This window comes from Hymenobacter psychrophilus, assembly GCF_900107135.1.
Classification (GTDB): domain Bacteria; phylum Bacteroidota; class Bacteroidia; order Cytophagales; family Hymenobacteraceae; genus Hymenobacter; species Hymenobacter psychrophilus.
On record NZ_FNOV01000002.1, the window covers coordinates 122,861 to 149,286 of the forward strand.

The 26,426-nt window shown below is 62.6% G+C and carries 24 protein-coding genes; 16 read left to right on the forward strand and 8 right to left on the reverse strand.

Translation table 11 applies throughout. From position 1 onward, the window contains the following. Positions 1–46: 46 nt before the first annotated feature. From BLW21_RS03015 to BLW21_RS03035, 5 genes are all read left to right on the forward strand, one after another. A complete protein-coding gene (locus BLW21_RS03015; protein ID WP_092737786.1) occupies positions 47–1,378 on the forward strand; it encodes a peptidoglycan DD-metalloendopeptidase family protein in 1,332 nt (443 codons plus the stop codon). A gap of 228 nt (positions 1,379–1,606) precedes the next feature. Further along, positions 1,607–2,095 carry a thioredoxin family protein gene (locus tag BLW21_RS03020; RefSeq protein WP_092737788.1) on the forward strand — a complete coding sequence of 163 codons (489 nt, stop codon included), beginning with the start codon at positions 1,607–1,609 and terminating at the stop codon, positions 2,093–2,095. A 77-nt stretch (positions 2,096–2,172) separates the two neighbouring features. Continuing rightward, positions 2,173–3,210, forward strand: coding sequence for an FAD:protein FMN transferase (locus BLW21_RS03025; protein WP_092737790.1), 1,038 nt, complete (start codon positions 2,173–2,175; stop codon positions 3,208–3,210). 56 nt (positions 3,211–3,266) lie between these two features. Further along, the gene (locus BLW21_RS03030) at positions 3,267–3,515 is read left to right on the forward strand and encodes a DUF4266 domain-containing protein (RefSeq protein WP_092737792.1); all 249 of its coding nucleotides are present in this window, start codon (positions 3,267–3,269) and stop codon (positions 3,513–3,515) included. Positions 3,516–3,625: 110 nt separating this feature from the next. Further along, on the forward strand, positions 3,626–4,918 hold the full coding sequence (locus BLW21_RS03035; RefSeq protein ID WP_092737794.1) for a DUF3570 domain-containing protein: 1,293 nt from the start codon (positions 3,626–3,628) through the stop codon (positions 4,916–4,918). A gap of 162 nt (positions 4,919–5,080) precedes the next feature. On the opposite strand, the gene BLW21_RS03040 is transcribed toward BLW21_RS03035, so the two are convergent. The 3 genes from BLW21_RS03040 to BLW21_RS03050 all read right to left on the reverse strand — a co-directional run bounded on the left by BLW21_RS03040 (position 5,081) and on the right by BLW21_RS03050 (position 8,321). Beyond that, positions 5,081–5,683, reverse strand: coding sequence for a hypothetical protein (locus BLW21_RS03040; RefSeq protein WP_092737796.1), 603 nt, complete (start codon positions 5,681–5,683; stop codon positions 5,081–5,083). Positions 5,684–5,904: 221 nt separating this feature from the next. Further along, on the reverse strand, positions 5,905–6,633 hold the full coding sequence (locus tag BLW21_RS03045) for a hypothetical protein (protein ID WP_092737798.1): 729 nt from the start codon (positions 6,631–6,633) through the stop codon (positions 5,905–5,907). Continuing rightward, positions 6,630–8,321: a S8 family serine peptidase gene (locus tag BLW21_RS03050; RefSeq protein ID WP_175470840.1), complete on the reverse strand. Its 1,692-nt coding sequence runs from the start codon at positions 8,319–8,321 to the stop codon at positions 6,630–6,632. Before BLW21_RS03050 ends, BLW21_RS03045 begins: the two co-directional genes overlap by 4 nt. Positions 8,322–8,531: 210 nt before the next feature. Between BLW21_RS03050 and BLW21_RS03055 the strand changes: the two genes are divergently transcribed. Together BLW21_RS03055 and BLW21_RS03060 are read left to right on the forward strand one after the other, a co-directional pair. Beyond that, a complete protein-coding gene (locus BLW21_RS03055; protein ID WP_092737802.1) occupies positions 8,532–9,365 on the forward strand; it encodes an OmpA family protein in 834 nt (277 codons plus the stop codon). A gap of 335 nt (positions 9,366–9,700) precedes the next feature. After that, on the forward strand, positions 9,701–9,934 hold the full coding sequence (locus BLW21_RS03060; protein WP_092737804.1) for a hypothetical protein: 234 nt from the start codon (positions 9,701–9,703) through the stop codon (positions 9,932–9,934). A 92-nt stretch (positions 9,935–10,026) separates the two neighbouring features. Here the strand turns inward: BLW21_RS03060 and BLW21_RS03065 are convergent, their stop codons facing one another. After that, on the reverse strand, positions 10,027–11,424 hold the full coding sequence (locus BLW21_RS03065; protein ID WP_394331642.1) for a M20/M25/M40 family metallo-hydrolase: 1,398 nt from the start codon (positions 11,422–11,424) through the stop codon (positions 10,027–10,029). 88 nt (positions 11,425–11,512) lie between these two features. After that, positions 11,513–12,079, reverse strand: a complete 567-nt coding sequence (locus tag BLW21_RS03070; protein WP_092737808.1) for a histidine phosphatase family protein — start codon at positions 12,077–12,079, stop codon at positions 11,513–11,515. A gap of 306 nt (positions 12,080–12,385) precedes the next feature. Here BLW21_RS03070 and BLW21_RS03075 point away from each other — a divergent pair, with 306 nt between their 5' ends. The 3 genes from BLW21_RS03075 to BLW21_RS03085 all read left to right on the forward strand — a co-directional run bounded on the left by BLW21_RS03075 (position 12,386) and on the right by BLW21_RS03085 (position 16,716). Further along, positions 12,386–13,819 carry a T9SS type A sorting domain-containing protein gene (locus BLW21_RS03075; RefSeq protein WP_092737810.1) on the forward strand — a complete coding sequence of 478 codons (1,434 nt, stop codon included), beginning with the start codon at positions 12,386–12,388 and terminating at the stop codon, positions 13,817–13,819. Positions 13,820–13,950: 131 nt separating this feature from the next. Further along, the gene (locus BLW21_RS03080) at positions 13,951–14,973 is read left to right on the forward strand and encodes an ABC transporter ATP-binding protein (RefSeq protein WP_092737812.1); all 1,023 of its coding nucleotides are present in this window, start codon (positions 13,951–13,953) and stop codon (positions 14,971–14,973) included. Positions 14,974–15,156: 183 nt separating this feature from the next. Next, positions 15,157–16,716: an ABC transporter permease/substrate-binding protein gene (locus BLW21_RS03085; RefSeq protein ID WP_092737814.1), complete on the forward strand. Its 1,560-nt coding sequence runs from the start codon at positions 15,157–15,159 to the stop codon at positions 16,714–16,716. 163 nt (positions 16,717–16,879) lie between these two features. Here the strand turns inward: BLW21_RS03085 and BLW21_RS03090 are convergent, their stop codons facing one another. Both BLW21_RS03090 and BLW21_RS03095 read right to left on the reverse strand, forming a co-directional pair. Beyond that, positions 16,880–18,286 carry an FG-GAP-like repeat-containing protein gene (locus BLW21_RS03090; RefSeq protein WP_092737816.1) on the reverse strand — a complete coding sequence of 469 codons (1,407 nt, stop codon included), beginning with the start codon at positions 18,284–18,286 and terminating at the stop codon, positions 16,880–16,882. A 486-nt stretch (positions 18,287–18,772) separates the two neighbouring features. Beyond that, positions 18,773–19,492 carry a TIGR04283 family arsenosugar biosynthesis glycosyltransferase gene (locus BLW21_RS03095; RefSeq protein WP_092737819.1) on the reverse strand — a complete coding sequence of 240 codons (720 nt, stop codon included), beginning with the start codon at positions 19,490–19,492 and terminating at the stop codon, positions 18,773–18,775. A 183-nt stretch (positions 19,493–19,675) separates the two neighbouring features. Here BLW21_RS03095 and BLW21_RS03100 point away from each other — a divergent pair, with 183 nt between their 5' ends. The 3 genes from BLW21_RS03100 (at position 19,676) to BLW21_RS03110 (ending at position 22,016) form a co-directional block, all read left to right on the forward strand. Continuing rightward, positions 19,676–20,356 (forward strand): response regulator transcription factor, encoded by a 681-nt coding sequence (locus tag BLW21_RS03100; RefSeq protein WP_092737821.1) that lies wholly within the window; start codon positions 19,676–19,678, stop codon positions 20,354–20,356. A gap of 61 nt (positions 20,357–20,417) precedes the next feature. Beyond that, positions 20,418–21,743 (forward strand): sensor histidine kinase, encoded by a 1,326-nt coding sequence (locus BLW21_RS03105; protein ID WP_092737823.1) that lies wholly within the window; start codon positions 20,418–20,420, stop codon positions 21,741–21,743. Between the two features lie 84 nt (positions 21,744–21,827). Next, complete coding sequence (locus BLW21_RS03110; RefSeq protein ID WP_092737825.1) at positions 21,828–22,016, forward strand: hypothetical protein; 189 nt, start codon at positions 21,828–21,830, stop codon at positions 22,014–22,016. A 237-nt stretch (positions 22,017–22,253) separates the two neighbouring features. Here BLW21_RS03110 and surE read toward each other — a convergent pair whose 3' ends face one another. Next, a complete protein-coding gene (gene surE / locus BLW21_RS03115) occupies positions 22,254–23,150 on the reverse strand; it encodes a 5'/3'-nucleotidase SurE (RefSeq protein ID WP_092737827.1) in 897 nt (298 codons plus the stop codon). 95 nt (positions 23,151–23,245) lie between these two features. On the opposite strand from surE, the gene BLW21_RS03120 reads away from it, so the two are divergent. From BLW21_RS03120 to BLW21_RS03130, 3 genes are all read left to right on the forward strand, one after another. Further along, a complete protein-coding gene (locus BLW21_RS03120; protein WP_092737829.1) occupies positions 23,246–23,926 on the forward strand; it encodes a hypothetical protein in 681 nt (226 codons plus the stop codon). A gap of 118 nt (positions 23,927–24,044) precedes the next feature. Beyond that, positions 24,045–24,524 carry a DoxX family protein gene (locus BLW21_RS03125; protein WP_245711792.1) on the forward strand — a complete coding sequence of 160 codons (480 nt, stop codon included), beginning with the start codon at positions 24,045–24,047 and terminating at the stop codon, positions 24,522–24,524. Positions 24,525–24,666: 142 nt separating this feature from the next. Continuing rightward, positions 24,667–26,424: a M14 family metallopeptidase gene (locus tag BLW21_RS03130; protein ID WP_092737834.1), complete on the forward strand. Its 1,758-nt coding sequence runs from the start codon at positions 24,667–24,669 to the stop codon at positions 26,422–26,424. The last annotated feature ends 2 nt before the right edge of the window (positions 26,425–26,426 follow it).

Genomic DNA, 26,426 nt, shown 5'->3' on the forward strand with positions numbered 1-26,426 from the left:
TCAGGTAATCACTTCTACTTATCGCGCTATCTGCCCCGCTCGTTTCATGCCGCACCGCCTTCGCGCCCTGCCCCTGCCCTTATTGTTGCTGCTGGCCCTGCTCAGCGCCTGTAGCCAAACTCAAACCCTGCGCGGCCTCTTTCAGCAAACCACGCCCCACGAAACCTACGCTCGCCGCCTGCAACAGGCCGGCCTGGCCGAAACGGCCCTGGGCCGCGACTGGCTCCGGGCTGCCGACCAAGCCCTGCGCGACTCCCTGACCGTGCAGCTGCCCTACCAGGAATCGGGCTTTTTCCCGGCCGACCGGGCCGTGGCCCTGGGGCTGCGCTACGGCGTGCGGGCGGGCGAGGCCATCCGCGTCAGCCTCACGCTGGCGCCCGGCACCAGCCCGCCGCGTGTATTTCTCGATGCCTTCGAGCTGCGCCCCGACCAGCCCGCGCCGCGCCCCCTGCTCTCGGCCGATACGGCCAGCCTCTCGTTTCGCTACGTGGTGGAAACCGACCGCCAGCACTTGCTGCGGGTGCAGCCCGAGCTGCTGCGCGGCGGCCGCTACACGCTCAGCATCCGCCGCGAGCCCAGCCTGAGCTTCCCGGTGCTGGGCAAGTCAGACAAGGCCATTGGCTCGTTCTGGGGCGCCGGGCGCGACGGCGGGGCCCGGCGGCACGAGGGCGTCGATATTTTCGCGCCCCGCGGTACACCCGCCGTGGCGGCCGCGCCCGGCGTCGTCACGCGGGTTCAGGAAACCCCGCTGGGTGGCCGCGTCGTGTGGCTTGCAACGGCTGATTTCAACGCCCACCTCTATTATGCCCACCTCGATAAGCAGCTGGTGCAGCCCGGCCAGCGCGTGCGCACCGGCGATACGCTGGGCCTGGTGGGCAACACCGGCAACGCCCGCACCACGCCGCCCCACCTGCACTTCGGGGTGTACCGCAACGGCGCCCTCGACCCGCTGCCCTTTGTACGCCGGGCTGATGCACCGGCCGCGGCGCCGAAGAAACTACCCGCCGAGCCGGGCCAGTACGTGCGCATGCAAGCCACCCGCCTGCCGCTGCGCCGCGCGCCGGGTGCCACGGCTGCGGTGGTTGCTACGCTCAGCCGGCCAGCAACGCCCCTGCAGGTGCTGGGTGCCGTACCCGGTTGGCTGCGGGTGCAGCTGCCCGAGGGCGGCAGCGGCTTCGTGGCAGCTCCGACGGTACGGGCCGCAGCTCCGTTACGGCGCGAGAAGCTGGCAACCGAAACCGAGCTACACTCCTTTCCACGGCTCGATGCGCCGTCCGTAGCGGCGCTACCGGCCCAAACTGCCGTGGCCGTGCTGGGCGAGTTCGGTAAGTACCGCCTGGTGCGCCAGAACAACGGTCGTACCGGCTGGGTGCTGTAGGAAGGCGGGGTACCAAAACTTCCACATGCATACTGAGATATTGCGCCGACTTCCTTGTTCTTCATGCAGCCTTCATTCTCCGGTCCGTACGTTTGAACCGGTGATTGGAGTAAAAACGCGGGACGGCTTTTTCGGAAGCTGCCCCGCGTTTTATTTTTCCCCGGCCCGGTAGTTGCCTCGTATATGGTTCCGGTTGCCTGTTTTCCCTTCTACTGATTTTTCTCCCCTATGCGTACGTCCCTCTTTGCCGCCGCTTTTTCGCTGACTTTGCTCAGCGCCGCGGCCCCCGCCACCTTCGCCCAGACGGCTCCGGCCGCTACCTCCACGGCTGCCACCTGGAACAGCACCCTCGACGCGGCCATGCAGCAGGCCAAAGCCACCAACCGGCCCGTGCTGGCCGTTTTTTCGGGCTCCGACTGGTGCAAGCCCTGCATCATGCTCAAGCAGGAAGTGCTCGATAAGCCCGCTTTCGAGCGGTTTGCCCAGGATAAGTTTGTGCTGGCCCGCTTCGATTTCCCGCGCAGCAAGAAAAACAAGCTTCCCGCCGACCAAACCAAGCAAAATGAGCTGGCGGCCGCCAAGTTCAACCAGGAAGGCTCGTTTCCGCTGGTGGTCTTGATTTCGCCCGAGGGCAAAGTACTGGCTAAAACCGGCTATCGGGCCGGCGGCGAGGCAGCCTACGAGGCCCACCTGAATTCCCTGCTGGCCCGCAAATAAGCCGTTTCTTTACATCGGTGGGCGCGGTACTTCTATTGCGCCCACCGATTTTCCCGGGTCCGATTCTGCCGTTTCCTATGTCTGCTGCCCCGTTGTTTCGCTTTTTCTGGCTCCTGGGCCTGGTGCTGCCGTTGCAGCCCCTGAGCGCGGCAGCCCACCCACGCAACTTTACCAAGGAGGCCCACCTGATGGGCTCGCACTTCACCTACACAGTGGTGGCCGACAACGACACGCTGGGCTGGACCGCACTCAACGCTGCCATAACCGAAACCCACCGCATCGACCAACTCATGTCGTTCTGGGATTCAACTTCTCAGATTACCCAGATAAACCGCGCCGCCGGTCTGCGCCCCGTGGTTGTAGATCAGGAAGTGTACGAGCTGATTGAGCGTACCCTGCGCATTTCGGCTCTCAGCGACGGTGCTTTCGATATTACGTTTGCCTCGGCCGACAAAATATACCGCTTCGACCGGCAGGAGCACCCGTTGCCGCCCGAGGCCGTGCGCCGCGCCGCCGTGGCCCGCATCAACTACCGCCACGTACTGCTCGACCCAGCCCGCCGCACCGTGATGCTGCAGGAGAAAGGCATGCGGATGAATCTGGCCGGGGTGCTGCAGGGCTACGGCATCCGGCGGGCCCGGCAGCTGCTCGATAAGCTGGGCATCAAAGGCGGGCTGCTCAATGGCTCGGGCGACATTCTGTGCTGGGGCCGGCAGGCCGACGGCTCGCTCTGGCGCGTGGCCATCGGCGACCCCGACCACCCCGGCAGCATTTCGAGCTGGGTGCAGGTAACCGATGTGGCCGTGGTAACGGCCGGCAACTACGAGCAGTATTTTACGTCGGGTGGCAAGGTGTACGGCCACATCATCAACCCCGCCACCGGCCTGCCCGCTACCGGCTTGCGCTCGGTTACTATCATCTGCTCCGATGTGGAGCTGGCCGATTGCCTCGATGAAGTGGTATTCGTAAAGGGCCCGGTGGAGGGGCTGGCCTTCATCAACCGGCTCAAAGGCGTCGACTGCACCCTGATTACCGACGACAACCGTACGCTGGTTTCTAAAAACATGCAGGTTAACTATTACCGCAACAGCGCGCCGGCAGCCGCTCGGCCGTAGCGGGCCGGTTTACCGTACCTTCTACGTTCGCCACTCACCCTTTTCGACATTTCCTCATGCCACATTTCCCGCTCTTTATTCGTTTGCGCCGCCTGTTGGCCGGGCTGGCCGGCCTGGTGCTGGCGGCAGGCAGCCTCACGGGCTGCGTATCGGTGGCGGCCTACCAGAAGGTGTACCTCAACGATGAAGACATGAAGCTCGCCAACAAGCGGGTGGAAGTGTACGAAACCAACTTCGAGAGCTACCGCGAAGGAGCCGGCGGAGCCAACGGCGGCAAAGTCGGCGGGGGCTGCGGCTGCAATTAGTGATTAGTGATTAGTGATTAGTGATTAGTGATTAGTGATTAGTGACGGTACGCCGCTCTGATGTTGTTGGCCTTTTTGATTTGAAAAACCCACTTCCCCTCCCCTCTTTTATGCGCTTGTTTACTGTTCTTTTTCGCCCGGCGCGGGTGTTGCCGGTGGTGTTAAGCCTGCTGCCCTCGCTGGCCTGGGCCCAGGGGGGCGTTACACCCAACCGCATCGACGGCTCCGGGGTCCCGCTCACGCCTCAGACCAACGCCGCCAACGCCCAGGTAGGCGAAACGGAGGTAAATATTCTGGGCAGCTATTACCAGCAGGACGGTACCCACGGGGCCGTGCAGGGCGGGCGCGGCACCGAGTACCTCACCGACGTTACGCCCACCATCATCCTCAACATTCCGCTCGACACAGTCAGCCGCCTCACGGCCAACATCGGGGCCGACTTTTACGCTTCGGCTTCTACCGACCGGATTGATGGCGTGGAAGGCCTGTACCTGTCCACGCCTTCTTCGCGCGACACCCGCATTCACGCCGATTTCGGCTACTCGCGCGAGAACCGGGCCAAGCACCGCATCGTGGGCCTGGGGGCCGGCGTATCGAAGGAGTATGACTATTTCTCGGTGAACGTGGTGGGCTCGTGGGCCAAAAGCTCCCGCGACGGCAACCGCGAGTTCAGCGCCGCCGGGCAGGTATACCTCGATCAGGCCAAGCTGATTTACCCGATCGAGCTACGCACCGGCCAGCAACTGGTACCCACCGACAAGCGCCAGAGCTACAACCTGTCGATGGTATACTCGCAGGTGCTCAGCCAGCGGCTACAGGTGGCGCTCAGCACCGAGTTGGTGTACCAGCACGGGCTGCTGAGTACGTCGTTCCACCGGGTGTACTTCCGTGAGCCGGGCATTACGGCCCCCAAAGTAGAGCAGCTGCCCCAAAACCGCTTCAAGTATCCGGTGGCGCTGCGGGTAAGCTACTTTGCTTCCGATTTTGTGCAGCTGCGCGGCTTTTACCGCTTTTATAACGACAACTTCGGCATCACGGCCCACACCTTCGAGCTGGAAACGCCCATTAAGGTGACGCCCTTCTTCGTGCTCTACCCCTTCTACCGCTACCACAACCAGACGGCAGCCAAGTATTTCGCCGCCTACGCCCAGCACTCCATTGCCGAGCAGTATTACACGTCCGACTACGATCTGTCGGCTTTCTCGGCCAATAAGTACGGGCTGGGCCTGCGATACTCGCCGGTATACGGCATCAGCCGCTTCAAAACGCCCTTTGGCAACGGCCAGGGTGGCCGCAGGGTGGCCAAGTTCAAGTCGCTCGATGTGCGCTATGCCTATTACCAGCGCAATAACAACTTCAACGCCAACCTCATCAGCTTCGATCTGGCCTTCGTTATGCCCTAAACAGTGAAAAGCAAAAAACGGAGCGCTTTGCTTGTTCGTTTTGCTGACTTGCTTTGGGGCTCAGGTTTATTTCTGGCTGTTTGAAATTGTACGGTATTGCCTAACGCAGAAGCGCCCCCTGATATAAATCCGGGGGCGCTTCTGCGTTGATTGAGCTGCCATTTATTCGGCAATAACTACGGCCCGCTTCAAGGCCTTGGAGTAGGCCAAACGCCGCTCCCGACCGTCGGCCGAAGAATAGTCGAAGCCGATAGACCGGGTGTCGGCCTTCACCGACGACCACGACTGGGCATCCACATTTTCGGGCTGCACGGCTGTTTTGGGCACGGCCGGCTGCACAAACCGGTCGTCGCGGAAGAAGCTGTTCATGCCCTGAAGAATCGCAATTTCTTTGTCACGCACAGTTGCCGTTTGCGGATCGGTCATATCCTGGTCGCTCATCAGAACCGTGGCCGGCATAATCTCCTGGCGCAACGTGTCGCCTTCGCTGTTCAGGATGATGAAATATGCCCGCGAAGTGACGATTTTGGGTCCGCGCAACTGTAGCACAAAGGTATCTTTGGCTTTGGGCGACGAGAAGTTGTGGCTGGCATTCACCGTGCGCAATACGGTTCGCTCGCTTACCCGGCCGCGGTTGGCCTCCAGGCCGGGGGTAAATTGACGGTCGGTGTTGCGGGAGGTCGCCACTTCACGCTCCGTGTTGAGGCAAGACGACAGCTGCAACAGGCAAAAGGCTCCGGCAACGGGGATAAACAGTTTTTTCATGGAAAAGCAGACGCGGCAGTAATTCAGCTGAACAAGCCTTTATAAAGGCTCCAGCCCCGAAAGTTCGGGATTTCCCAGCATTCGGCCAATTTATTGAGCAAAATCAAGTGACTTCCAACGGCCGGTAGCGACGCATTTGCGCCTGCCCTGGCCTTCAGTGAACCTACCTACGAAATATGCCAGCCGATAGGCTGCTGTGGTCGCATTTTTTTGGCTGATTCTCAGAAGATGCCCACTTCCAGCCCCAGTAGCCAGCGCGGCAGCTCGGGATAAGCCGCCGGGGCCGAGGCACTGAACGTGTCGGCGAGCCGGTAGCGGGCCAACAGGGCGTAGCGGCCCGCGCCCAAACGGGTGCTCAGGCCCCAGTTCCAGCGGCGCAGGTAAGCCGGGCGCACCTCGCGCACAAGCGTGCGGGTTCCCTGCCCCTGCCCGGGCCGGTCTTCGTAGCTGTGGTTGCTGGCCAGCGCCCAGCCGCCCCAGGCACTCACATCGAGGTAGTTGCCCACCACGTTGCCGCGCCGCCCGAAGCTGAGCCGCGCAAAAGGCTCCAGTTGCAGCTGCGTCAGGTTCAAGGACTCGCGGTAGTGCAGTTGGGAGTTGGGCACCTGCTTGGTGCTGTTTTGCTGAAGCTGGTAGCGCAGGTAGGCGAAGCGCGCATCTAGGCCCACCGCCGTGGAGCCCGTTACGCGCCATTTGTTGCGCAATCCGGCAAACAACTCGGCCGACTGCGGGTAGCGCAACTTGGCTCCCGGACCGGCCGCTGCGCCCGTTACGGCCGTGTAGCCCAGGTACAGGTGCTGATAGAAAGCCCGGTTGGGCCCGTAACGCCCGGGAATGGTGTCGGTGGCCGGGTCGGCGCGCAGCAGCACCCGCTGGGCCGAAGCCAGGCGCGGCAGCGCGGCCAGCAGCAACAGCGCCAGTAGCCGCAGCAGGGGTTGGTTATGCCTCATGGAGCTTCAAAGCTAGCCGTGTAACCCCGAAAATGCACCCGCAACGTGCCGCCGGATGGCAGCTGCCGCAGCGGTACCCGCAGCACCGCCCGCTGGCTTACTTCCAGCACTTCATAGCGCACAATAAATCCCGTGGCATCACGCAGCTGCCAGTACAGCGGAGCCGCCGGCGCAGTAGCGGCAGCAGGCGCTCCGGCCGCTGGCCCCACTGCTCCCAACGCGGTTTGCGGTGCAGTAGCGGCCAGTAGCGGCAATGTGTAGGTGGGCACGGTGGCCGCCTCGGGCCGGATAAAAACGCTTACTACCGAGTCGGCGACCACGAAATCGAAGGTTGGAGCCGGCAACGCAGGCGGCGGGCCCACGGCGCGGAAGGCGGCCGCTTGGGGCAGACCATAGCCGTGGGCATAATCGAAATATGGGTAGAGCTGCCCGGCCTGCTGCAAGCGGTCGAACAGCGCCATTACGGGCAAATCGCGCTGCTGCTGCCAGGCGCAGGCCGCGAAGCCCGCCACCAGCGGGCTGGCAAACGAAGTACCCTCGGCCCGCTCGAAACCACCCGGCACGGCCGTAACGGCCACCCCGAAGGCCGCCAGATTGGGTTTGAGCCGCCCACCCGCCGCGGGCCCGTAACTGCTGAAGTCGAGGTGCAGAAAGGTGTCCGGATCAAGGCCACCCACCGTCAGCACCGAGTCGGCATCGGCGGGGGTGCCAATGCTACGCCAGTTGGGGTCGTCGCCGGCATTGCCGGCCGCATTCACTACCAGCATGCCCTTGCGCACGGCCATTGCGGCGGCCCGGGCCACCAGGCTGGTGCGCCCGTCCATCTGCTCCGGGAAGTAGCGGCGGTCGGTGTAACCCAGCGAAGAGTTGATGATGTCGGCCCCGTGGCGGTCGGCCCACTCGGCAGCCGCCAGCCAGGCCTCTTCCTCGGCGTACCGCTCGCGGCCCTGCTGCTCGGTGCGGGCCAGCAGAAACTCGGCGGCCGGGGCCAGGCCCAGAAAAGTGCTGTCGGGCAACTGGCCAGCCAGGCACGAGAGTACCTCGGTACCGTGGGTGCCGCCCCGGTACACGTCGGGGGCGCGCCGCAAGAAGTCGTAGGTAGCCGCTATGGCTTGGCGACGATACAAATGCGCGAAGGCCGGGTGCGTATCGGTACCGCGGAAGCCTACGTCGAACACGGCAATGCGCAGGCCCTGCCCCTGCTGCCCGGCCCGCCGGAACTCAGCAGCCCCAAGTGCGGCCGTCTGCCGGCGCGCCAGCGCCAAGTCGGCGGGCGTAAGGGGCGCAGGTAGGCGGACAGGTAACGGGCCGGCGGCAGACGGACGGTGCGCGGCGAGTAGCGGATGGACGGGCCAGGCCTCCACCCGGCGCACGCCGGGTAGCCGGCGGAGCTGAGCCGCCTGGGCCGGGCTGGCCAGGCAGGCCACGGCATTAAACCAGCGGCTGACGAGCGTAACCGAATCGGTGAGTGTCCGCACCCGTCCCAGGTAGTCGGGACGGACCGGCAGGTCAGTGCTATCGAAGGCGGGCAGGTGCTGGCGGCGGCGGCGGGCCTGCGCGGCCGCATCAAAGTACGTGGCCGGTTGCAGCGTCTGGCCCCCCTTATCGCGGAACGTAACCCAGTAGCGGGCAGCCGGGGCGGCGGGCCGTTGCGCGGTAGCCGGCAGCCAGGCCAGTAACCCCAGCAATAAAGTCAGATGCCAACGGAACCGCAATGCTTACTTACCTAAAATCTGTTTTCGGCTTCGAAGGTACAATAAAGCCCCGTTTGCCGACGTGTTGGCCCCAGCAAGCCGGCAACCAGCACTACCGTTGAGCCGTTGTAGCAATATTGTTGCAGGTGATAGTTTTCGCCGCAGATTTCCCCTTCGCTTCGTTCATTTATTTTTTCCTTTACTATGTCCATTTTAGTTTCTTCCGCTTTCCCAAAAGTGCTCTGCGGCGCGGCCCTGCTATTTGCTTCGGCCAGCTGCGTATCGCAGAAAAAGTTCGACGCGGCACAACGCTCATACCAGGATGCCGCTCAGGCTCGCGACCAGCTACAGGTTGAGAAATCTGCCCTCGAAAATGAAAAAGCCCGCAACGAAGAATCACTGCGCAGTAATTTACTCTCCAAAAATCAGCAGGTAAATCAACTCAACCAAAGTTTGAGCGGGGCGCAACAGGAAAATTCGCAGCTTTCCACTGATTTGCGAACCAAGGAAGAGCGTATTGCTGAAATGCAGCGCGTGCTCGACCAAAAAGAGGCAGCAGTGAAGGCTTTGCGTCAGAAAGTAGGTGATGCACTACTCGGTTTCAATGCCCAGGATTTGCAGGTTAATGTAAAAAACGGCAAAGTGTATGTGTCACTTTCCGAACAACTGCTGTTTAAATCGGGCTCAACTAAAGTAGACCCAAAGGGCCAGGAAGCACTCAAGAAGCTGGCCGCTGCCCTCAAAGGCAACCAAGATGTAAACGTGCTGGTAGAAGGCCACACCGATAATGTGCCGGTACGCGGCGTAGTAAACGGAGCGAAGGATAACTGGGATTTGAGCGTGCTGCGGGCCACCGAAATCACGCGTATTCTGACCGAATCCGGCCTCTCCGACTCGCAGGTAACCCCTTCGGGCCGGGCCCAATACATGCCTATAGCCCCCAACGATACGCCTGGCAACAAGGCCCTCAACCGTCGCACCGAGATTATTCTGACGCCCAAACTCGACGAGCTATTTCAGATTTTGGAGCAGAACTAACCCGCTTTCCACCAGCAATTTGCTGGTTCCGCTAATCGAAACTGGAGTGTTTATCGCAGATTCACAATATTGTCTACACCATACTAGTCAGCATTTAAATAGCTGGCCGACTGAGCTTATATCGCATTGAAAAAGGCAGCAGCCTGCTTGACCTGGATACTATTCCGGATTGAGCAGGCTGCTGCCTTTTTATAAATCATTTCTTATGCTCTTTCTCTCAGCCATTTTATTTTTTCTTTCGTATCGAAATTATATTAATCGCTACTCACTTGCTGGAATAAAAATAAACAGGCAACTTTGTAACTCCTCAACTTTCCAACCAATCATTTTCTCTAATGGCAACCAACGACCTCAATAAGCTCCAGGAAATTCTCAACGGCGCCGAAGACAATCATGCTTTGCTGACCCAGGTTCGCAAGCAGGCTTCTAAAATCAACAGCATGATGGATGAGCTGAATGCCATGCTGGAGCCCGGCTACAAAATTGAGAAGAAAGAGCGCAAGCCGCGTGCTGCTAATGGCACCGGCAAAGGCCCCGGCCGGCCGCGCAAAAACGCCGCTGCCGAATAATATATCCGGTAGGTTTATACCCAAAAATGCCCGGCTGCCATGAAGGCAGCCGGGCATTTTTATTGCGGCGTAGTTACTCCGCGGTGGGGCCGTTAAAGACCGTATTTACTCAGCAGATACACCAGCGCAGCCATACTGGCGCCGCCCAGTTCCAACTCGCGGCGGTTCACCTTATCGAAGGTATCGGCGGCGGTGTGGTGGATATCAAAATAGCGCTGCGAGTCGCAATCGTAGCCGACCAGGGCTTTTGCCTGCCCTTTTAGCGGACCGATATCGGTACCGGCGTGGCCCGGTGCGAGCAGGCCGCTACCGTAAGGCGCAAAGAGAGGCTGCCAGGCCACTATTTTGCGCACCACGGACGGAGCGGCCTCGATATTAAAGCCCCTGGGCGTGAAGCCGCCACCGTCGGACTCGATAGCAGCCAGGTGGTTTTCGTTGCTGGCCTTGGCCAGCTCGGCGTATTTAAGGCCCCCGCGGTTGCCGTTTTCCTCATTCATGAACAGCACGGCCCGCACGGTGCGCTCGGGGCGCAGGCCGGTGGCCTTCAGCAAGCGTAGTGCTTCCATGCTTTGCACGCAGCCCGTGCCATCGTCGTGGGCACCCTGGCCCAGGTCCCAGGAGTCGAGGTGGCCGCCCACGGTGATAATCTGGTCGGGGTACTTTGAGCCCTTGATTTCGCCGACAACGTTGTAGCTTTTCACGTCGGGCAGGGTCTGGCAGCTCATTTCCAGCTCCACGGTCAGCTTCGAGTCTGCCTTGAGCAGCTGGCTGAGTTCGTCGGCGCCCATAGTGCTGAGGGCGGCGGCGGGCACCTGCGTTACGCCTTCCTGGTAGCTCATGGTACCGGTGTGGGGCAGGTCGTCGTGGGCGAGCGTGAGGCTGCGCACGAGGGCGCCCACCGCCCCACGCTTGGCGGCAGCAGCGGCCCCGGAGCGGCGCTGGTCGCCGGCTTCGCCGTAGGCTTGGCCAGTTTCCACGTATAGCGGGTTCATGGGGCGGTTGAAGAACACGAACTTGCCCTTCACCCTGGCCTCGGGCAGAGCGGCCAGCTCGGCCAGGCTTTGCACCTCCACCACGCCGGCCCGCAGCTTGCCACCGGTGCCCACCGAGCCGCCCAGCGCCGCCACGTTCAGGCTCACGCCCTTGCCCTTATCGCCCCGGATGCTGGCTTTCTCGGGCTTGCCGCGTACCCAGTGGGGCACCATCACTTCCTGCAGGTACACGCGGTCGAGGCCGAGTTTTTCCATGGTCGTCTGGCCCCACTGCACGGCCTGAGCGGCCTGGGGCGAGCCACTGAGGCGGGCACCAATCTGGCCGGTGAGGTAGCGCAGATTCTCGTAGCTCTGCCCCTGGGCGAGAGCCTCATTATAGATACGGCGGATATTAGCTGAGTCGGTGGCGGAGGGAACCGTCTGGGCCCGCGTGGCCAGCGGGGCGGCAGAAAGTAGCAGCGCCAGCGCAAGGGTGCGGCGGAGAAGAACAGTTCGCATCATGGGAGAAAGAGGGACGGAAGAGAAAGCGGCAAAGTGGTTAATAGAAGCATAAGCGGGCCGCAGGGTTGCAGCCGGCCGGCGGCGGCTAGTGGCTGCGCACGCCATAGTGGTGGGCTACCGCCGTAGCTGGCCGGGCAGCGTCGGTGGGCAGGCGCACTTCCAGCAGGTAATCGTAGGCTTCGTCGGGTATGCCGGGCACGGGCCGGGGGGCACCCAGGGCATCCACGGTTTCGAGCATGGTATTGGAGTGGCCCACGACCAGTACGTTTTGGCTGGGGTAGTCGCGGCGGATGCGGGCGGCCAGCGCGGGCAGGTCGCGGGCGTCGTAGAGCAATACTGGCAGGGCGCGGGCCGCGGCCAGGGGCTGGGCCGTGGTGCGGGTACGCTTGGTATCGGTACTGAAAACGGCACTCAGGCGAGTCTGGCGCGGAATAGCCGCGGCCAGCGCCTGTGCGCGGGCTTGGCCCTCAGGCATCAGGGCTGGGTCGGTGAGACCGGGCGTGAGGTCTTTTTCGGCGTGGCGCACCACGTACACCCGGGTTTCGGGGCCTGTGGGCGTGGCTACCGGAGCGGCTTTGCGCACGCAGGCACCCGCTACGCCAAGCAACAGGGTGGCAACAAGCAGAAGGCGAAGGACGGGCAGTAGTTTCATAGTAGTAAGGGCCGTTTTTCGTGTTTCAGCAGCAAGGACCAGTAATTAGGACGCCTATGGACCCAACTTGGCACTGTTCGCTTGTAAAGCTACTCATCAACGCGACTATGGCTCCGGCCCACTGACCGGCGACGTAGGGGCCGACCGAAGGCTTCAGAATTATTTAACGGGCTAGAATCCGGCTCAAACAAGCGCTATTGGATCTTTGTCGTAAAAACGATAGTATTATCTGGCTATCGTATAAATTTGTATGGTGTAGCCTCTGGCTGTTCTCTTTTCCGCCTCTATCCGATTGTTCCGGTTAATATGAAAAAAGCAATACTTTCCCTTGTAGCGCTGGCTAGCTGGCTGGCATATCATCCCGCACAGGCACAGGTAGCCAATGGCGTAACGGAAATCATTACCGATTTCGGGGGTTTCTGGCGAAGTGGCTCGGGCACCACCGGCAATGCGGCCACTAACGCGCTCAAGCCCGATAACTCCCATAACTTACTGGCCTTCAAGATCGGGGCAAACATTTTCTCTACCCGGGTCAACAATGCCAAGCTGGACGAAAAAGGCATTCTATATGTAAAAAGTGAATACCAGGCGTTGCCGGTACTCAGCATTGAGGGTACCATCGGCAGCAACACCAAAGTCGCGCTGGGGCAACTCTACGATAACGTAAATAATGGCCCCAGCGTGCCCCCACCCGCCGGCAACCTCTCCCCCTACCTGCGCGACGGCCTAAATGGCCTCGACCTGGGGACGGGCGTGGCTAATGTGCCGGCCGGCAAGGTCGATTTTGGTATTAACAGCGTCAAGATTACGTCGCTGAACGATGGCAACCCCGACATTATCGTTACGCAGATTGCCTCCCCAGGCGGGGCCCAGGATGTATACCAGTTTCTGGACGCCAATGACCAGATAATAGGAAATTCAGTGTCTATTAACGTGAGCAACCTGCCGGTGGTAGGCAACTGGATAGCCGATTTTTATGAGGCCAGCAGTAACCCTATGACGCTCACGTCCGGCTTTACCAACAGCGAGCGGCCTATCCGGCTGTGGGCCGGCGACTTCGGCGCCTTTGGTATTACCGGTGCCAATGTGGCTTCCATCCGCAAATTCCGCCTCAACATAAACGGCAACAGCGACCTGGCTTTTGTGGCCTACAACACTGATGCGGCGGAGTTGCGCAACCCGCTGCCCGTTACGCTCACCTTTTTTGGTGGACAGGGTAAGGCCACGTATTCCGACCTGACCTGGAACACGGCTCAAGAGGTTAATTCGGCCGCCTTTGAGGTGGAGTACAGCACCACCGGCCGCGACTTTGCGGTGGTGGGCCGGGTGGAAGCGGCCGGCAACACTGTTGCGGCCCAGCGGTACACGTTTCGCCACAACACCAGCCAAGCGGGCGCCCGCTATTACCGCCTGCATCAGCTCGACCTAGATGGAACCAGCACGTACTCGGCGGTAGCAACGCTGGCTTCAGCGGCCGGTACGGCGCGGGTTACGGCGGCCCCCAACCCCTTCGGCGGCTCGCTGAAGCTGCTGGTGTCTGGCACTGGGGAAGCCCCGGCCAGCGTACGGGTACAGCTCAGCACGCTTACTGGCCGCGTGGTTCACCAGCGCACGTTTGAGCGGCCCGGCCAGTCGGCCACGCTGGAGCTGACTGGTTTGGCGGCTCTACCAGCCGGCCTGTACCTGGCCCGGGTGGTAGTGGATGGCCAGACAACCGTGCTGAAGGTGGTGAAAGAGTAGCCACCGAATGTTTTACGCCCCCGCTTCAGCCAAACATTTCGGGCGGGCCATCAGTAGTAGCAGCAAGGCCCTTCCGGCAACGGGAGGGCCTTTTGCTTGCGCAGCCCGCCTCTTCCTCAACCAGCCTACCTATGCCCACCCCCGAACCCGCTATTGAAGTCCGGAACCTGACCAAGCGCTACGGGAGCCACACGGCGGTGCAGGACGTGTCGTTTCGGGTAGAGGCGGGCGAGACGCTGGTGCTGCTGGGGCCCAGCGGCTGCGGCAAAACCACGCTGCTGCGCATGCTCAACCGCCTCGTAGAGCCCGATAGCGGCGTGGTGCTCATCAATGGCCAGCACGTGCGCAGCCAGCCCCCGGAGCTACTGCGCCGGGGCATCGGCTACGTTATTCAGCAAGTGGGCCTGCTACCCCACTACACGGTGGCCGAAAACGTGGCCGTGGTACCCCAGCTGCTGGGCTATGCCCCGGCCATAATAGCGGCCCGCACCGCGGAGCTGCTGAACCGCCTGCACCTGCCGCCCGAGCGATTCGCAGGCCAGTGTCCCAGCCAGCTTTCGGGGGGCCAGCAGCAGCGCGTGGGCCTGGCCCGGGCCCTGGCCGCCGACCCGCCCGTTGTGCTGCTCGACGAGCCTTTCGGGGCCCTCGACCCGATTACGCGGGCCAGCATCCGGCGCGAGTTTCGGGAGCTGCCCGAACTGCGCCGCACCACGGTGGTACTGGTGACGCACGACGTAACCGAGGCCTTCGAGCTGGCCGACCAGATTCTGCTGCTCGACGCCGGCCGGGTGCAGCAGCTGGGCCCGCCCCGCGAGCTGCTGCTACGCCCCGCCAATGACTTCGTGCGCCGCTTTTTCGCCGCCGAGCAGCTGGCCTTGCAACTGCGGGCTCTGCGACTGACTGACGTGCTGACTGAGCTGCCGGCGGCGGACGAAAAACAATTCGTAAGCACCATCGAATCAACCAGTAGCCCCCTTCCTCCTACTGCATCGGTACAGGAGGCGCTGGAGCAGCTGAGCAATACCTCAACATCCGCTGCCGGCGAGCCGACAGTCTGGGTGCAGCTGTCGGAAAGCACTGCCCGGCCTCTTACCTACGCTACGCTTATGGCTGCCTTTGGCAGGGCCGTACGGCGGCTGGCGACGGAAGCATAAACATTGAGTTGTTTAGAGAGTATTCCAACCCAATTAAGAACGTCCTGCTGAGCTTAGCGAAGCACCTCTACCGCTTCGTTGGATTAACCAGTGCAACGAAGCGGTAGAGATGCTTCGGCAAGCTCAGCAGGACGTTCTTCTGATTCTCAAACAGCATCCTCTTACCATCCGCACCCTCTCCCCTTGAGCATCCTCACCGAACTTTTCGCCTTCTGGCAGGCGCAGGCCGACAAGCTGGGGCAGCAAACGCTGCAACACATCGGGCTCACGGCGGCGTCGTTGCTGGCGGGCGTGGCGGTGGGCGTGCCACTGGGGCTGCTGCTCACGCGCCGGCCGCGGCTGGCGCCCTGGGTGCTGGGCGGGGCCGGGGTACTGCAAACCATTCCGAGCATTGCGCTGCTGGGCTTCCTGATTCCGGTGCTGGGCATTGGGCCGGGACCGGCTATTCTGGCTTTGTTTCTGTACTCGCTGCTGCCCATTGTGCGCAACACGGTGGCGGGCGTGCAGGGCGTAGATGCCGCCGTGGTGGACGCCGCCCGCGGCCTGGGCCTGACGGATGGGCAGGTGCTGCGCCGCGTGGAGCTGCCGCTGGCGTTGCCGGTGCTGCTGGCCGGCATCCGCACGGCGGCCGTTATAAACGTGGGCGTGGCCACGCTGGCGGCCTACGTGGCGGCGGGCGGGCTGGGCGAATTCATCTTCGGCGGCATTGCCCTGAACAACCCGACCATGATTCTGGCCGGTGCCATTCCGGCCGCGGCGCTGGCCTTGTTGTTTGATGCCGCCCTGGCGGGCGTGCAGCACCTGCGCGGGCGGCGGCTGGCCTGGGCCGGCCGGGCCCTGCTGCTGGCGCTGCCTTTGCTGGCGGGCCTGTACCTGCTGCCCCGCGCCACTTCCAAGCTGCTGGCCGGCTTCAGCCCCGAGTTTGTGGGCCGCTCCGATGGGCTGCCGGGCCTGCGCCGGCTCTACGGCCTCTACCCGGCCTCAGTAGTGCTGGCGCCCGCCCTGGTGTACGAGGCCGCCCGTAGCGGCGACGTGGACCTGATTGACGGTTATTCCACCGACGGCCGCATCCGGGCCTACGACCTGCGGGTGCTGCGCGACGACCGCCACGCCTTCCCGCCCTACCAGGCCGCCCCGGTGGTGCGCCGCCAGACCCTGCAAGCCCACCCCGAGCTGGCCCCCGCCCTGGCCCAACTGGCCGGCCAGCTTTCCGATTCGGTGATGACGGAGCTGAATTACCGGGTCGATATCCGCCACGAAACGCCCCGGGCCGTGGCCCACGATTTTCTGCGCCGCCGCGGGCTGTGGCGCGAACCGCAGCCGGCTACCGGGGCCACCATCCGGCTGGGCTCCAAGATTTTCGGCGAGCAGTACATCCTGGCCGAGCTCTACGCGGCCCTGATTAGGGGTAATACTAACTTGGGCGTAGAGGCCAAAACGGGCCTGGGCGGCACCAGCATCTGCGCCGACGCGCTGCGCACCGGCGCCATCGACCTCTACCCCGAATACAGCGGCACCGGCCTGCTGGTGGTGCTCCAGCCCCCGCCCGCCGTCCTCGATTCGCTGGGCCCCGACCCGGCCGCCGTGCTGGCCTACGTGCGCCGCGAGTACCGCCGCCGCTACCAGCTGGAATGGCTGGCCCCGCTGGGCTTCAACAATACCTACGCGCTGCTCATGCGCCGCCAACAGGCCGAGCAGCTGGGCATCAGTTCGGTATCGGAGCTGAGCGCGTATCTGAAATGACGAAGCTGTTTAGAAAGTCGGGCTTTCTCTCAATATGCCCCCGAGACAAATGTGGTGAACCAGATGCTCAAGCTCATTCGGGTTCGACGGTTAATATGTTAGACGCAGGAGCGGTATTGCCAGTGAACTTTCACCACACCAGTTCCAACATAATAGCCATCCGCTAGTGCAGCACCACGCGCTTCGTGAGGTTGACGGTACCGGCTGTCAGTCGTAGTGAGTACACACCCGCAGGTAGTTCTCCCGCCCACATATCGAAGCTGGTACCGGTACCAGGGAGCCGGACTGACTGATGGCGCACTGGCTGGCTCAGTGCATTGAACAAAGTGGCCTCTACCAGAGTAGCACCCGTTATGCCCGGCACCTGTACAGTAAAGCGGCGCGTAGTCGGATTAGGAAATATTTGTACCGCTGCCGAAAGGGCAGGTACAGAGGCCAAAGGCAATGAAGACTTATTCAACAGCACCGAAACCCCCAGGCTGCTAACTCCGTTAGCCACTGCCAGATCGGGACGGCCGTCTCCATTCAGGTCAGCTACCGCCATATCCCAAGGATAGTAGCCGGCCGAGTGGGCAACGGCAGGCGCAAAGCCGCCCGTAGCCTGAGCTAACAGCACCGATATCGTACCACTTCCATAGTTGGCCACGACTAAATCGAGGCGGCCGTCGCCGTTAACGTCACCCACCACCACGCCCCGCGGACTGGTACCAACGTCATACTTTACGGCTGCCGCAAAACTCCCTCCGGCTTGTCCTAATATCACCGACACCTTGCTGTCGAAGTAGCTGCTCACCGCCAGGTCGGGGCGGCCATCGCCGTTGAAATCGCCTACCGCCAGACCCTGGGCGTAGGCATCGGTGTTATAGAACTGAGATGTCGCGAAGCCCCCACTGGCTTGGGCTAACAGCACCGCTACAACATCGCCGCTGGCGGTAACTAAGTCGGGGCGACCGTCATCATTGAAATCGGCCACCACTAGCCCGATGGGGTAAATGACAGTTGGGTAGCTCACAACTGGCGCAAAACCACCGGTGGCCTGCGCCAATAGCACCGATACATTGTCGCCGTAGTTGTTGGCCGTGGCCAGGTCGGGGCGACCATCCCCGTTGAAATCGGCCACCACTACACCGTTAGGCTTGCGGTCGGTTGGGTAGCTCACGGCCGACGCGAAACCACCCGTGGCCTGGGCCATCAACACCGTCACGCTGTTGTCATCTTCGTTGGTCGTAACCAAGTCAGGGCGGCCGTCGGCGTTGAAATCGGCCGTTGCCACGCTGTTGGTGCCGCTACCGGTACGGTAATCGCGGGGTGCCGCAAAACCGCCCCCGACCAGCGCCAGCAGCACCGACACGTTACCACCACCATTATTAGCAGTAACCAGATCGGGACGGCCATCGGCGTTAAAATCGGCCACCACTACGCTGTGGGGGTAGCTGCCGGCCTGATAGCTAGCCGGTGAACCAAAGATGAGCTGGCCATATGCTGCATGCCCTAGTCCGGCGCTCAAGGTAAGTAGCAGCGCCACACGGGCAACCGGCGTGGCAAGCAAGGCGGAAACGCATTTCAACATAACCAAGTAGCAGTTATAACAAAAGTGGCAATCAGCGGCTAAGCTGTAGTGAGCTTATTTACAGCCATAGTTAGCATGGGCATATTAACGAAGTTGAAGACAGAAGCCGACTTTTACTTTGCGATTCGCTTGGCTTAAACAACCCGCGGACCGGTTGCCTCAACAATGACCACGCTGGAACACCCTCGAGCTAATTGGTAGCCACACATGGCGGCGCTACCAATTAGCTCCGCTGGGCGCTATATGATAACCCCAGCCCCTGCTCATGCGCTAGAGCCAAGCCGAAGAGGTCGACCTCGGCACTATATCAGGGCTGCACGGGTATTTAGGAACAACGGGATTGTGACTGAAGAATTTGGGAATGAAGTATCCGCAAAATTGCACCCGTGGCTTTCTGGCAGAGGTGAAATGAGCCGCAGGAAGCAGGCTATAAAAGCGCCTAAAAAGCGCCTCAAACTCATTTTATAGCTTCTCAGCTTGCCTCCCCTATTCCCGCACCAGCCGCTTGTACACCCGCACCAGCCGGGGCTGCGAAACCCCGAGCCAGTACAAGCCCGTAACCAGCGCAAAAATACCCTGCAGGCGGTAAATACCGTTGCGGCGGTAGCGCCGGGCTGAGGTGATAATGTAGCCCGGCAGCACCCGAAACGGGCCGCAGCGCCGCAGCCGGCCCACAATTTCCTGGTCTTCGAGTAGCTGCAACTGCTCGCAGTAGCCCCCGGCCTGCCCAAACACGGCCCGCTGCACAAACAGGCTCTGGTCGCCGTAGCGGATGCCGTTGAAGTTGAAGCGCGTAAACCAGGCGTTGGCGGCCAGAAACCAGTGCGGCTCGTCGAAGCGCAGGCGGTAGCAGCCGGCGGCGGCCCCGGCGGCCACGGCGGCGCGCAAATCGGGCAGTAGCGTGGCGGGCGGCAGCGAATCGGCATGCAGGAAGTACAGGAGTTGGCCGCGGGCGTGGGCCGCGCCGTGGTTGAGCTGGGCGGCCCGGCCCCGGCGCGGGCAGGCCAGCACCCGAGCCCCGTGGGCGGCAGCTTCGGTGGCTGTGGCGTCGGAGCTACCGCCGTCGGCCACCACAATTTCCACGGCCGCATCGGGGCCGCAGATGGCACGCAGGTGGGCCAGCAGCCGGCCGATGTGGCTGCCTTCGTTGAAGGTGGGAATGATAATGCTGACGAAAAGCGGCGGGGTAGCGGGGCCGGATGGCATAGGAAGGCGAGCGGCGGAGCGGTTGGGTGGGCGGAGTCGAGCCCCAACATACGCAGTCGGCGGGCAGGTTGCCAGGTGACGGGGCTCCTTTTCGGGCAAGTACTACCGTAGTTTGGGGCGGCGTTCATCGGTCCTTCACGGCCGGGTGCGTAAGTTGGGGCTTCATTTAGCCCCTTGCCCGCTATGCACGTTTTGCTGGTAGAAGACGAAAAGAGCCTGCACCAGGAAGTGCAGCAGTTTCTGGTTGAGTCGCAGTACCTGGTCGATTCGGCCTACACCTACGCCGAGGCCTCCGAGAAAATATTCGTCAATAACTACGATTTTGTGCTGCTCGACCTGGGCCTGCCCGGCGGCGACGGCCTTGATCTGCTGCGCGAAGCCCGCCAGAACGAGCGCCAGGAAGCCTCGTTCATCATCCTCACGGCCCGCGGTGCCATCGACGACCGCGTGAAAGGGCTCGACCTGGGCGCCGACGACTACCTGCCCAAGCCCTTCTCGCTGCTTGAGCTGCAGAGCCGCATGCAGGCCATCACGCGCCGCAAATTCGGCCTGAAGCGCCAGGAAATGGCCTTTGGCGCAGGCTTCGAGCTCGATGCCACCGGCCGCACCCTGCGCCACGAAGGCCACGATGTGCCGCTGACCAAAAAGGAGTTCGACTTGCTGCACTACCTGCTACTGCACCGCAACCGCGTGCTCACCCGCCTGCAGCTCGGCGAGCACCTGTGGGGCAACGTGCTCGAAGACGACTCCGACTCCAACTACATCGACGTGCATATCAAGAACCTGCGCAAGAAGCTCAGCCAGTTCGCCCCCGCCGACTTCCTCGAAACCGTCCGCGGCATCGGCTATTCGATTAAGGGCTGAGTGGTGCGCAGAATGACGTTCCGTTAAGTCCCCAGGTTCCTGAATTCTCTGCACAACAAGTATGCGCCTCGAAGCCAAGCTGGCCCTTTTCAACGCCTTATCGAAGCTGCTGCTGGTGCTGCTGGGGGTGGTGCTGATTCCGCCCATTATGAGCCGGGTGGCCGTGGGCCACACCGACGAGCAGCTACGCGAGAAGTACGCGCAGGTACTGGACCTTATCCGGCGCGACGGTATTTCGACCTTTGTGCAGGGTGAGCAGTACGCCGATTACAATATCCTCAAACAGGAATACATTACCCTTACGCCGCTCGCCGCCGCCGCCAGCACCCCGCCGCCGCCGGCCCGCATTTTCGACGAGCCCCGGCAGGTAGACAATAAGGTGGAGGACTTCCGGATTCTGAGCCGGCAATTCAGCACGAACGGCCACCCCTACCGCCTCGAAATCGGTTCGTCGCTGGCGACGGTGGAATTGCTCACGGCTACGCTGCGGCGCATGGCCCTGTGGCTGCTCGTGGTGGGGGCGCTGATTACGATTCTCTCCGATGCCGCCTTCGCCCACTACCTGCTGCGGCCCCTGCACCGCCTCATTGTGCGCAAGCTGCAGGGCGTGCAGCACCCCTCGGCCTTCTCCTACGAGCCCCTGCCCACCACCACCACCGACTTTCGCCGCCTCGACGACAGCCTCAGCGACATGATGCGCCAGATTCAGTCGGCCTTCGAAAAGGAGCGCGAGTTTATGAGCAACGTGTCGCACGAGTTGCTCACGCCGGTCAGCATTCTGCAATCCAGGTTCGAGAACATGCTCCAGGACCCGACCCTCAGCGACGCCCACTCGCTTAAAATTGTAGAGTCGCAAAAGACGCTTTACCGGCTGCGCAACACGGTGAAAACGCTGCTGCTCATTGCCAACATCGAAAACGAGCAGTTCCTACGCGACGAGGCCGTATCGGTGGCCGTGGTGCTGGCCGAAGTGGTGAACGAGCTGGAAGACCGCCTGGCCCAGCGCGAGATTCATTTGCTGGAAGACCTGCGCCCCGATTATGTGCTGCCTCAGGCCAACCGCACGCTGCTCTTTACGCTGGTTTTCAACCTGATCAGCAACGCCATCAAGTACAACCGTTTTGCCGGCAGCATCACGGTGCGGGGCCGGCCGGGGCCGCGTGGCGGCTACCAGCTGGCCATTACCGACACCGGCCCGGGCATTGCCGCCCGCCACCTTCCCCACCTGTTCGACCGGTTCCGGCGGTTTCAGGCCGGCGCCTCGGCCCCCGAGGGCTACGGGCTGGGGCTGCCCATTGCCAAAACCATTGCCGAGTTCCATAAGGCCGGGCTGACGGTGGAATCGGAGGAAGGCCGGGGCACCACGTTCACACTCTGGCTGCCTTAAAGGACAGAGGCAGGTTCACGCGGGCTTCATGCGGGGCGGATAATTTCGCTGGCATCCTTCCCACCCCCATCTTCTGTCATAACTGTGCCCATAAAAAAGCTGTTGCTGGGCTTGGCCTTGCTGCTGGTGCTGTTCTGGCTGGCCGTGCGCTGGCTGCCGCGCCCGCCTGTCGTTGTTATCCGCCGGCCCGCCGCCGTGCTCGTTGTGCGCAAGCCGGCCCGCACCACCGTGCCCAAACACGTATCGTTGGTAAAGCGGCCCAGGCATCAATAAGTGGCTGAGTGCACTGCTCTACTCTATATACAGGACGGACAGGTGGCGCCTTAGGCAAGCGGTAAAACCATTTTTCACCAACAGGAAACGCTAGTAAACGCAAAGCCCCCGACGTCCGCGCTGGCGTCAGGGGCTTTATACTTTATTGAGTGTACAACTGTAAAGCGGAAGAGCTTACGTCGCCTGCTGCGCGAAACGGCGTACGCTGCTATGGTGGCAGTTCACTAAGCGAGTAGCTTACCGCTCCGGCGTTACGCCGGGGGCGGGTGTAGCGCTGCCAAGTGCGGCCACGGGCAGCGGCTGGCCCGCGGGCGCAGGCATGGCGCTCAGGTCCCAGGTGTCGCTCATCTGGCGCAAACCGGCCTTCGAGGTCAGGTCGTACTGGCAGGGCACGATGGAAACGTAGTTGTTGGCCAGCGCGTACTCGTCGGTGTCCTGGCCCGGGTCCTCGTTCACAAACGAGCCGATAAGCCAGTAGTAGGGCCGCTTGTAGGGGTCGTGGCGCAGGTCGAACTCTTCCTGCCACTTGGCCCGGGCCTGGCGGCAGAGCATGGCCCCGGCAATAGGCTGGTCGGATTTGCGGGGAATGTTCACGTTCAGGGCCGTGCCGGCCGGAATACCGTGCTCCAGGGCCTGGCGGGCCAGCCGCTCCACCCATTCCTCGGTGTGCGAGAAGTCGGCTTCGTGGCCATAGTCGCAGAGCGAGAAGCCAATGGCCGGCAGCCCCTCAATGGCCGCCTCAATGGCCGCCGACATGGTGCCCGAATACAGCACGTTCACGGCCGAGTTGGAGCCGTGGTTGATGCCCGACACGACCAGATCGGGGCGGCGGTCCTTGAGCACCTGGTGCTTGGCCAGCTTCACGCAGTCGGCGGGCGTACCGCTGCACTCGTAGGCTTCAACACCCTCAAAAATAGGGCTGGGGTCGAGGCGCAGGGGTTTGCCGATGGTTATGGCGTGGCCCATACCCGACTGGGGCGAGTTGGGCGCTACCACCACTACTTCGCCCAGCCGGCGCATTACGCGCACAAGCGTAGCAATACCGGGGGCCGTAATGCCGTCGTCGTTGGAGATAAGGATAAGGGGCTTGGCAGGAGTTTGGGCTGGCACGGGCAATGGAATTAGAGGAGACATAAAGGGAGCTCGGTGGCAGCTGCCACTGTGAAAGCAAACGGCCCCGGCGGCCGGATGTTTCCAAACTCGCTGCTTCGCGGAGCGTATAGTGCCTCATGCTGACTTCTTTTTCAGGTAGCCGGCCCCGCGCTGCCACGCTGGCCCTGGCAGCCCTGCTGCTGGCCGGCTGCCAGGGCACCACCTCCGAACCGGGCACTTCTGCCCCAGCCTTTGTAGCCGCCGACGGCCTTCCGGCGGGTTCCCCCGGCCAGGCACCGGTGGCCCGGCAGCCCGGCGTAGCGGCCCCTGTTGCCGGGGCCCCGGTACCCGATTCGCTGCATTTGGTGAGCCCTGGCCGGGCTGGGCGGCTGCGGCCGGGCCTCTCAGAAAAGGAGCTGCGGGCCCTGGTGCCCGCCGGCCAGCTCCGGCCCGGCCCAGGCGAGGCCGGCCAGCAGGTATTGGGCCTGCTCGATGCCAGCCGGCCCGAGGCACCCGCTACGCGGCTGTTTTTCGCCCCGCTGGCTGGCAGTGGCCTGGTGCTGAAGCGCATCTTTATCACCGATCCGCAATACCGTACGGCCGAGGGTATCGGGGTAGGCTCGCCCTTCGGGGCCGCCCGCCAGAACCTGGGCTTTACCCGGCTGCGCGACACGCCGTTCGGGCTGGCCGCCGTATCGGGCCAGGTGCGCCTGGCCTGGCTGATTGACCCCAACTCGCTGCCGGCCGGCGCCAACCAGCACCTGGCTCCGGCCGCCATTCCTACTGCCGCCCGCATCACGGGTATTGTGCTGTACTAGCGCGAAACGGGCAAAAAGCAGTTGCTGCCGCTACCACCTGGAGCCGGGCCGGGGCAATTGCACAAAGCCGTAAAAAACTGTACTTTGCCGGCCGAATATACGGCCGAGCGTATATCTTTTGGTTGAACCTCTTGTTGGCGGCCTGCCCGCCGCCCGCCCGCACATGACGTTGTTTGAGAACCGCTACCGCACGCATGATCTGGGGTTGCTGCTGCTGCGCGTGGGCATCGGCTTTATGTTTACCGTGCACGGCTACCCCAAGCTCACGGGTGGTTCGGCCGCCTGGGCCGAAATCGGGGGCGTGATGAAACTGGTCGGCCTTGATTTTGCACCGGCTTTCTGGGGGTTTCTGGCCGCGTTTGCCGAGGCCGTAGGCGGGCAGCTGCTGGCGCTGGGCCTGTTTTTCCGCTGGGCCTGCGCGCTGCTGCTCGGCACCATGGTGATGGCCACGGTTATGCACCTGAGCAAGGGCGACGGGTTCAACGACTACTCCCACGCCCTCGAATCGGCCTTCCTGTTCCTGGGGCTGGCACTGGCCGGCCCCGGCCGTTTCAGCCTCGACCAAATACTGTTTCCAGCCCCGCGCCGGCTGTATTAGCGCCGGGCGGCGCGTTGCTTTCGCCCCCCCGCCTTGATGTCGCGGGCAAAACCGGCTGCCGTTTTGCCTGCCCCTGTTCAGTAAAGCGCCCGTACCAAAGCGGTGGGCCTACCATCTTTGTGGCTACCCCAGCCTTCCCCGTATGCTCCTGACCTCCCTGCTTTCGCTGCTGCTCACGCTCCCGGTGCCCGCTTCCGCCCCGGCTGCTCATGCTCCTGCCGCCGACTGGCGCACACCTTTCGAGCGGGGCAACGGCAACACTACGGCCACCTACGACGAGTGCATTGCCTACTACCAGCGGCTTGATGCAGAATACCCCGAAATTCAGCTGCGCGAGGCGGGCCTTACCGACAGCGGCCGGCCCCTGCACGTGGTGGTGGTTTCGGGCGATGGTGATACGGACCCGGCCTCGTTGCGGGCCAAGGGCCGGCGCATCGTGTTCATTCAGAACGGTATTCATCCCGGCGAGCCCGAGGGAATTGATGCCAGCCTGATGCTGGCGCGCGACTACGTGCAGAAAAAAGCGCTGCGCCGCCAGCTGACCGATGTAGTGCTGGTCATTATCCCGATTTACAACGTGGGCGGCGCGCTCAACCGCAATACCAGCACCCGCACCAACCAGAACGGCCCCGAGAGCTACGGCTTCCGGGGCAACGCCCGCAACCTCGACCTCAACCGCGACTACATCAAGCAGGATTCGCGCAATGCCCGCTCGTTTGCGGCCCTGTTCCAGCGCTGGCAGCCCGATGTGTACGTGGACACGCACACCTCCAACGGCGCCGACTACCAGTACACGCTCACGCTCATTGCCACCCAGAAAGACAAGCTGCACCCCGCCCTGAGCCAGTACATGCAACAGCTGCTGCTACCGGCCCTCTACAGTGGAATGGACCAGCAGAAGTGGTATCTGGCCCCCTACATCGACTTTGCCGGCCGCACGCCCGATGCCCGGGGCCTACTGGGTTTCCTCGAAACGCCGCGCTACTCCACCGGCTACACCACGCTGTTCAATACCATTGGTTTCGTGACGGAAACGCACATGCTGAAGGCTTACACGCCGCGGGTGCGCGCCACTTACGATTTCCTGAGCCTGTTGATTGGCACCGTGCAGCAGCAGAAAGCCGCCCTGGCCGCTGCCCGCACCGAGGCGGCCCGCCTGAGCCAGCAGCAGCAGGAGTTTGCCCTGGGCTGGCGGCTCGATACCACCCAGGCCGAGCGTTTCACGTTCCGTGGCTACGCGGGCCGGATGAAGCCCAGCGAGGTGAGTGGCCAGCCGCGGCTTTACTACGACCGCAAGGCGCCCTATACCCGCTCCATTCCGTACTACAACACCTTTGTGCCCACGGCTGCGGTGCAGCGCCCGCGCGCCTACGTGCTGCCCCAGGCCTGGGGCGAGGTGGCCGAGCGCCTGCGCCTCTCGGGCGTGCAGCTGCGGCCCCTCACCACAGACACCGTTATCAGCGGCGAAACCTACTACATCCAGGATTACAAAACCAGCCCCCGGCCCTACGAAGGCCACTACCTGCACTCGGGTGTGCAGCTGCGGCCGGTGTACCAGCCCCGCCAGTTTCTGCGCGGCGACTACTACATTTCCCTGGCCCAGCCCGCTGCCCGCTACCTCATCGAAACCCTGGAGCCCCAGGCCACCGACTCGTTTTTCGCCTGGGGCTTCTTCGACAGCATCCTGCAGCAAAAGGAGTATTTCTCTGATTACGTGTTCGAGGACCTGGCCGCCAACCTGCTCCGCCAGAAGCCCGAACTACAGGTCCGGCTCACCCAGAAAAAGCAAGCCGACCCCGCCTTTGCCGCCAGCGGGCCCGCCCAGCTCGACTGGCTCTACCGCCAGTCCGACCACTACGAACCCAGCCACCTGCGCTACCCCGTGCTACGGGTGCTGTAGCG

Excerpts from the sequence above, each read along its gene's own strand:
- BLW21_RS03015 (WP_092737786.1), top strand. The coding sequence starts at position 47 with ATGCCGCACCGCCTTCGCGCCCTGCCCCTGCCCTTATTGTTGCTGCTG.
- BLW21_RS03020 (WP_092737788.1), top strand. The coding sequence starts at position 1,607 with ATGCGTACGTCCCTCTTTGCCGCCGCTTTTTCGCTGACTTTGCTCAGC.
- BLW21_RS03025 (WP_092737790.1), top strand. The coding sequence starts at position 2,173 with ATGTCTGCTGCCCCGTTGTTTCGCTTTTTCTGGCTCCTGGGCCTGGTG.
- BLW21_RS03030 (WP_092737792.1), top strand. The coding sequence starts at position 3,267 with ATGCCACATTTCCCGCTCTTTATTCGTTTGCGCCGCCTGTTGGCCGGG.
- BLW21_RS03035 (WP_092737794.1), top strand. The coding sequence starts at position 3,626 with ATGCGCTTGTTTACTGTTCTTTTTCGCCCGGCGCGGGTGTTGCCGGTG.
- BLW21_RS03040 (WP_092737796.1), bottom strand. The coding sequence starts at position 5,683 with ATGAAAAAACTGTTTATCCCCGTTGCCGGAGCCTTTTGCCTGTTGCAG.
- BLW21_RS03045 (WP_092737798.1), bottom strand. The coding sequence starts at position 6,633 with ATGAGGCATAACCAACCCCTGCTGCGGCTACTGGCGCTGTTGCTGCTG.
- BLW21_RS03055 (WP_092737802.1), top strand. The coding sequence starts at position 8,532 with ATGTCCATTTTAGTTTCTTCCGCTTTCCCAAAAGTGCTCTGCGGCGCG.
- BLW21_RS03060 (WP_092737804.1), top strand. The coding sequence starts at position 9,701 with ATGGCAACCAACGACCTCAATAAGCTCCAGGAAATTCTCAACGGCGCC.
- BLW21_RS03065 (WP_394331642.1), bottom strand. The coding sequence starts at position 11,424 with ATGCGAACTGTTCTTCTCCGCCGCACCCTTGCGCTGGCGCTGCTACTT.
- BLW21_RS03070 (WP_092737808.1), bottom strand. The coding sequence starts at position 12,079 with ATGAAACTACTGCCCGTCCTTCGCCTTCTGCTTGTTGCCACCCTGTTG.
- BLW21_RS03075 (WP_092737810.1), top strand. The coding sequence starts at position 12,386 with ATGAAAAAAGCAATACTTTCCCTTGTAGCGCTGGCTAGCTGGCTGGCA.
- BLW21_RS03080 (WP_092737812.1), top strand. The coding sequence starts at position 13,951 with ATGCCCACCCCCGAACCCGCTATTGAAGTCCGGAACCTGACCAAGCGC.
- BLW21_RS03090 (WP_092737816.1), bottom strand. The coding sequence starts at position 18,286 with ATGTTGAAATGCGTTTCCGCCTTGCTTGCCACGCCGGTTGCCCGTGTG.
- BLW21_RS03095 (WP_092737819.1), bottom strand. The coding sequence starts at position 19,492 with ATGCCATCCGGCCCCGCTACCCCGCCGCTTTTCGTCAGCATTATCATT.
- BLW21_RS03100 (WP_092737821.1), top strand. The coding sequence starts at position 19,676 with ATGCACGTTTTGCTGGTAGAAGACGAAAAGAGCCTGCACCAGGAAGTG.
- BLW21_RS03105 (WP_092737823.1), top strand. The coding sequence starts at position 20,418 with ATGCGCCTCGAAGCCAAGCTGGCCCTTTTCAACGCCTTATCGAAGCTG.
- surE (WP_092737827.1), bottom strand. The coding sequence starts at position 23,150 with ATGTCTCCTCTAATTCCATTGCCCGTGCCAGCCCAAACTCCTGCCAAG.
- BLW21_RS03120 (WP_092737829.1), top strand. The coding sequence starts at position 23,246 with ATGCTGACTTCTTTTTCAGGTAGCCGGCCCCGCGCTGCCACGCTGGCC.
- BLW21_RS03130 (WP_092737834.1), top strand. The coding sequence starts at position 24,667 with ATGCTCCTGACCTCCCTGCTTTCGCTGCTGCTCACGCTCCCGGTGCCC.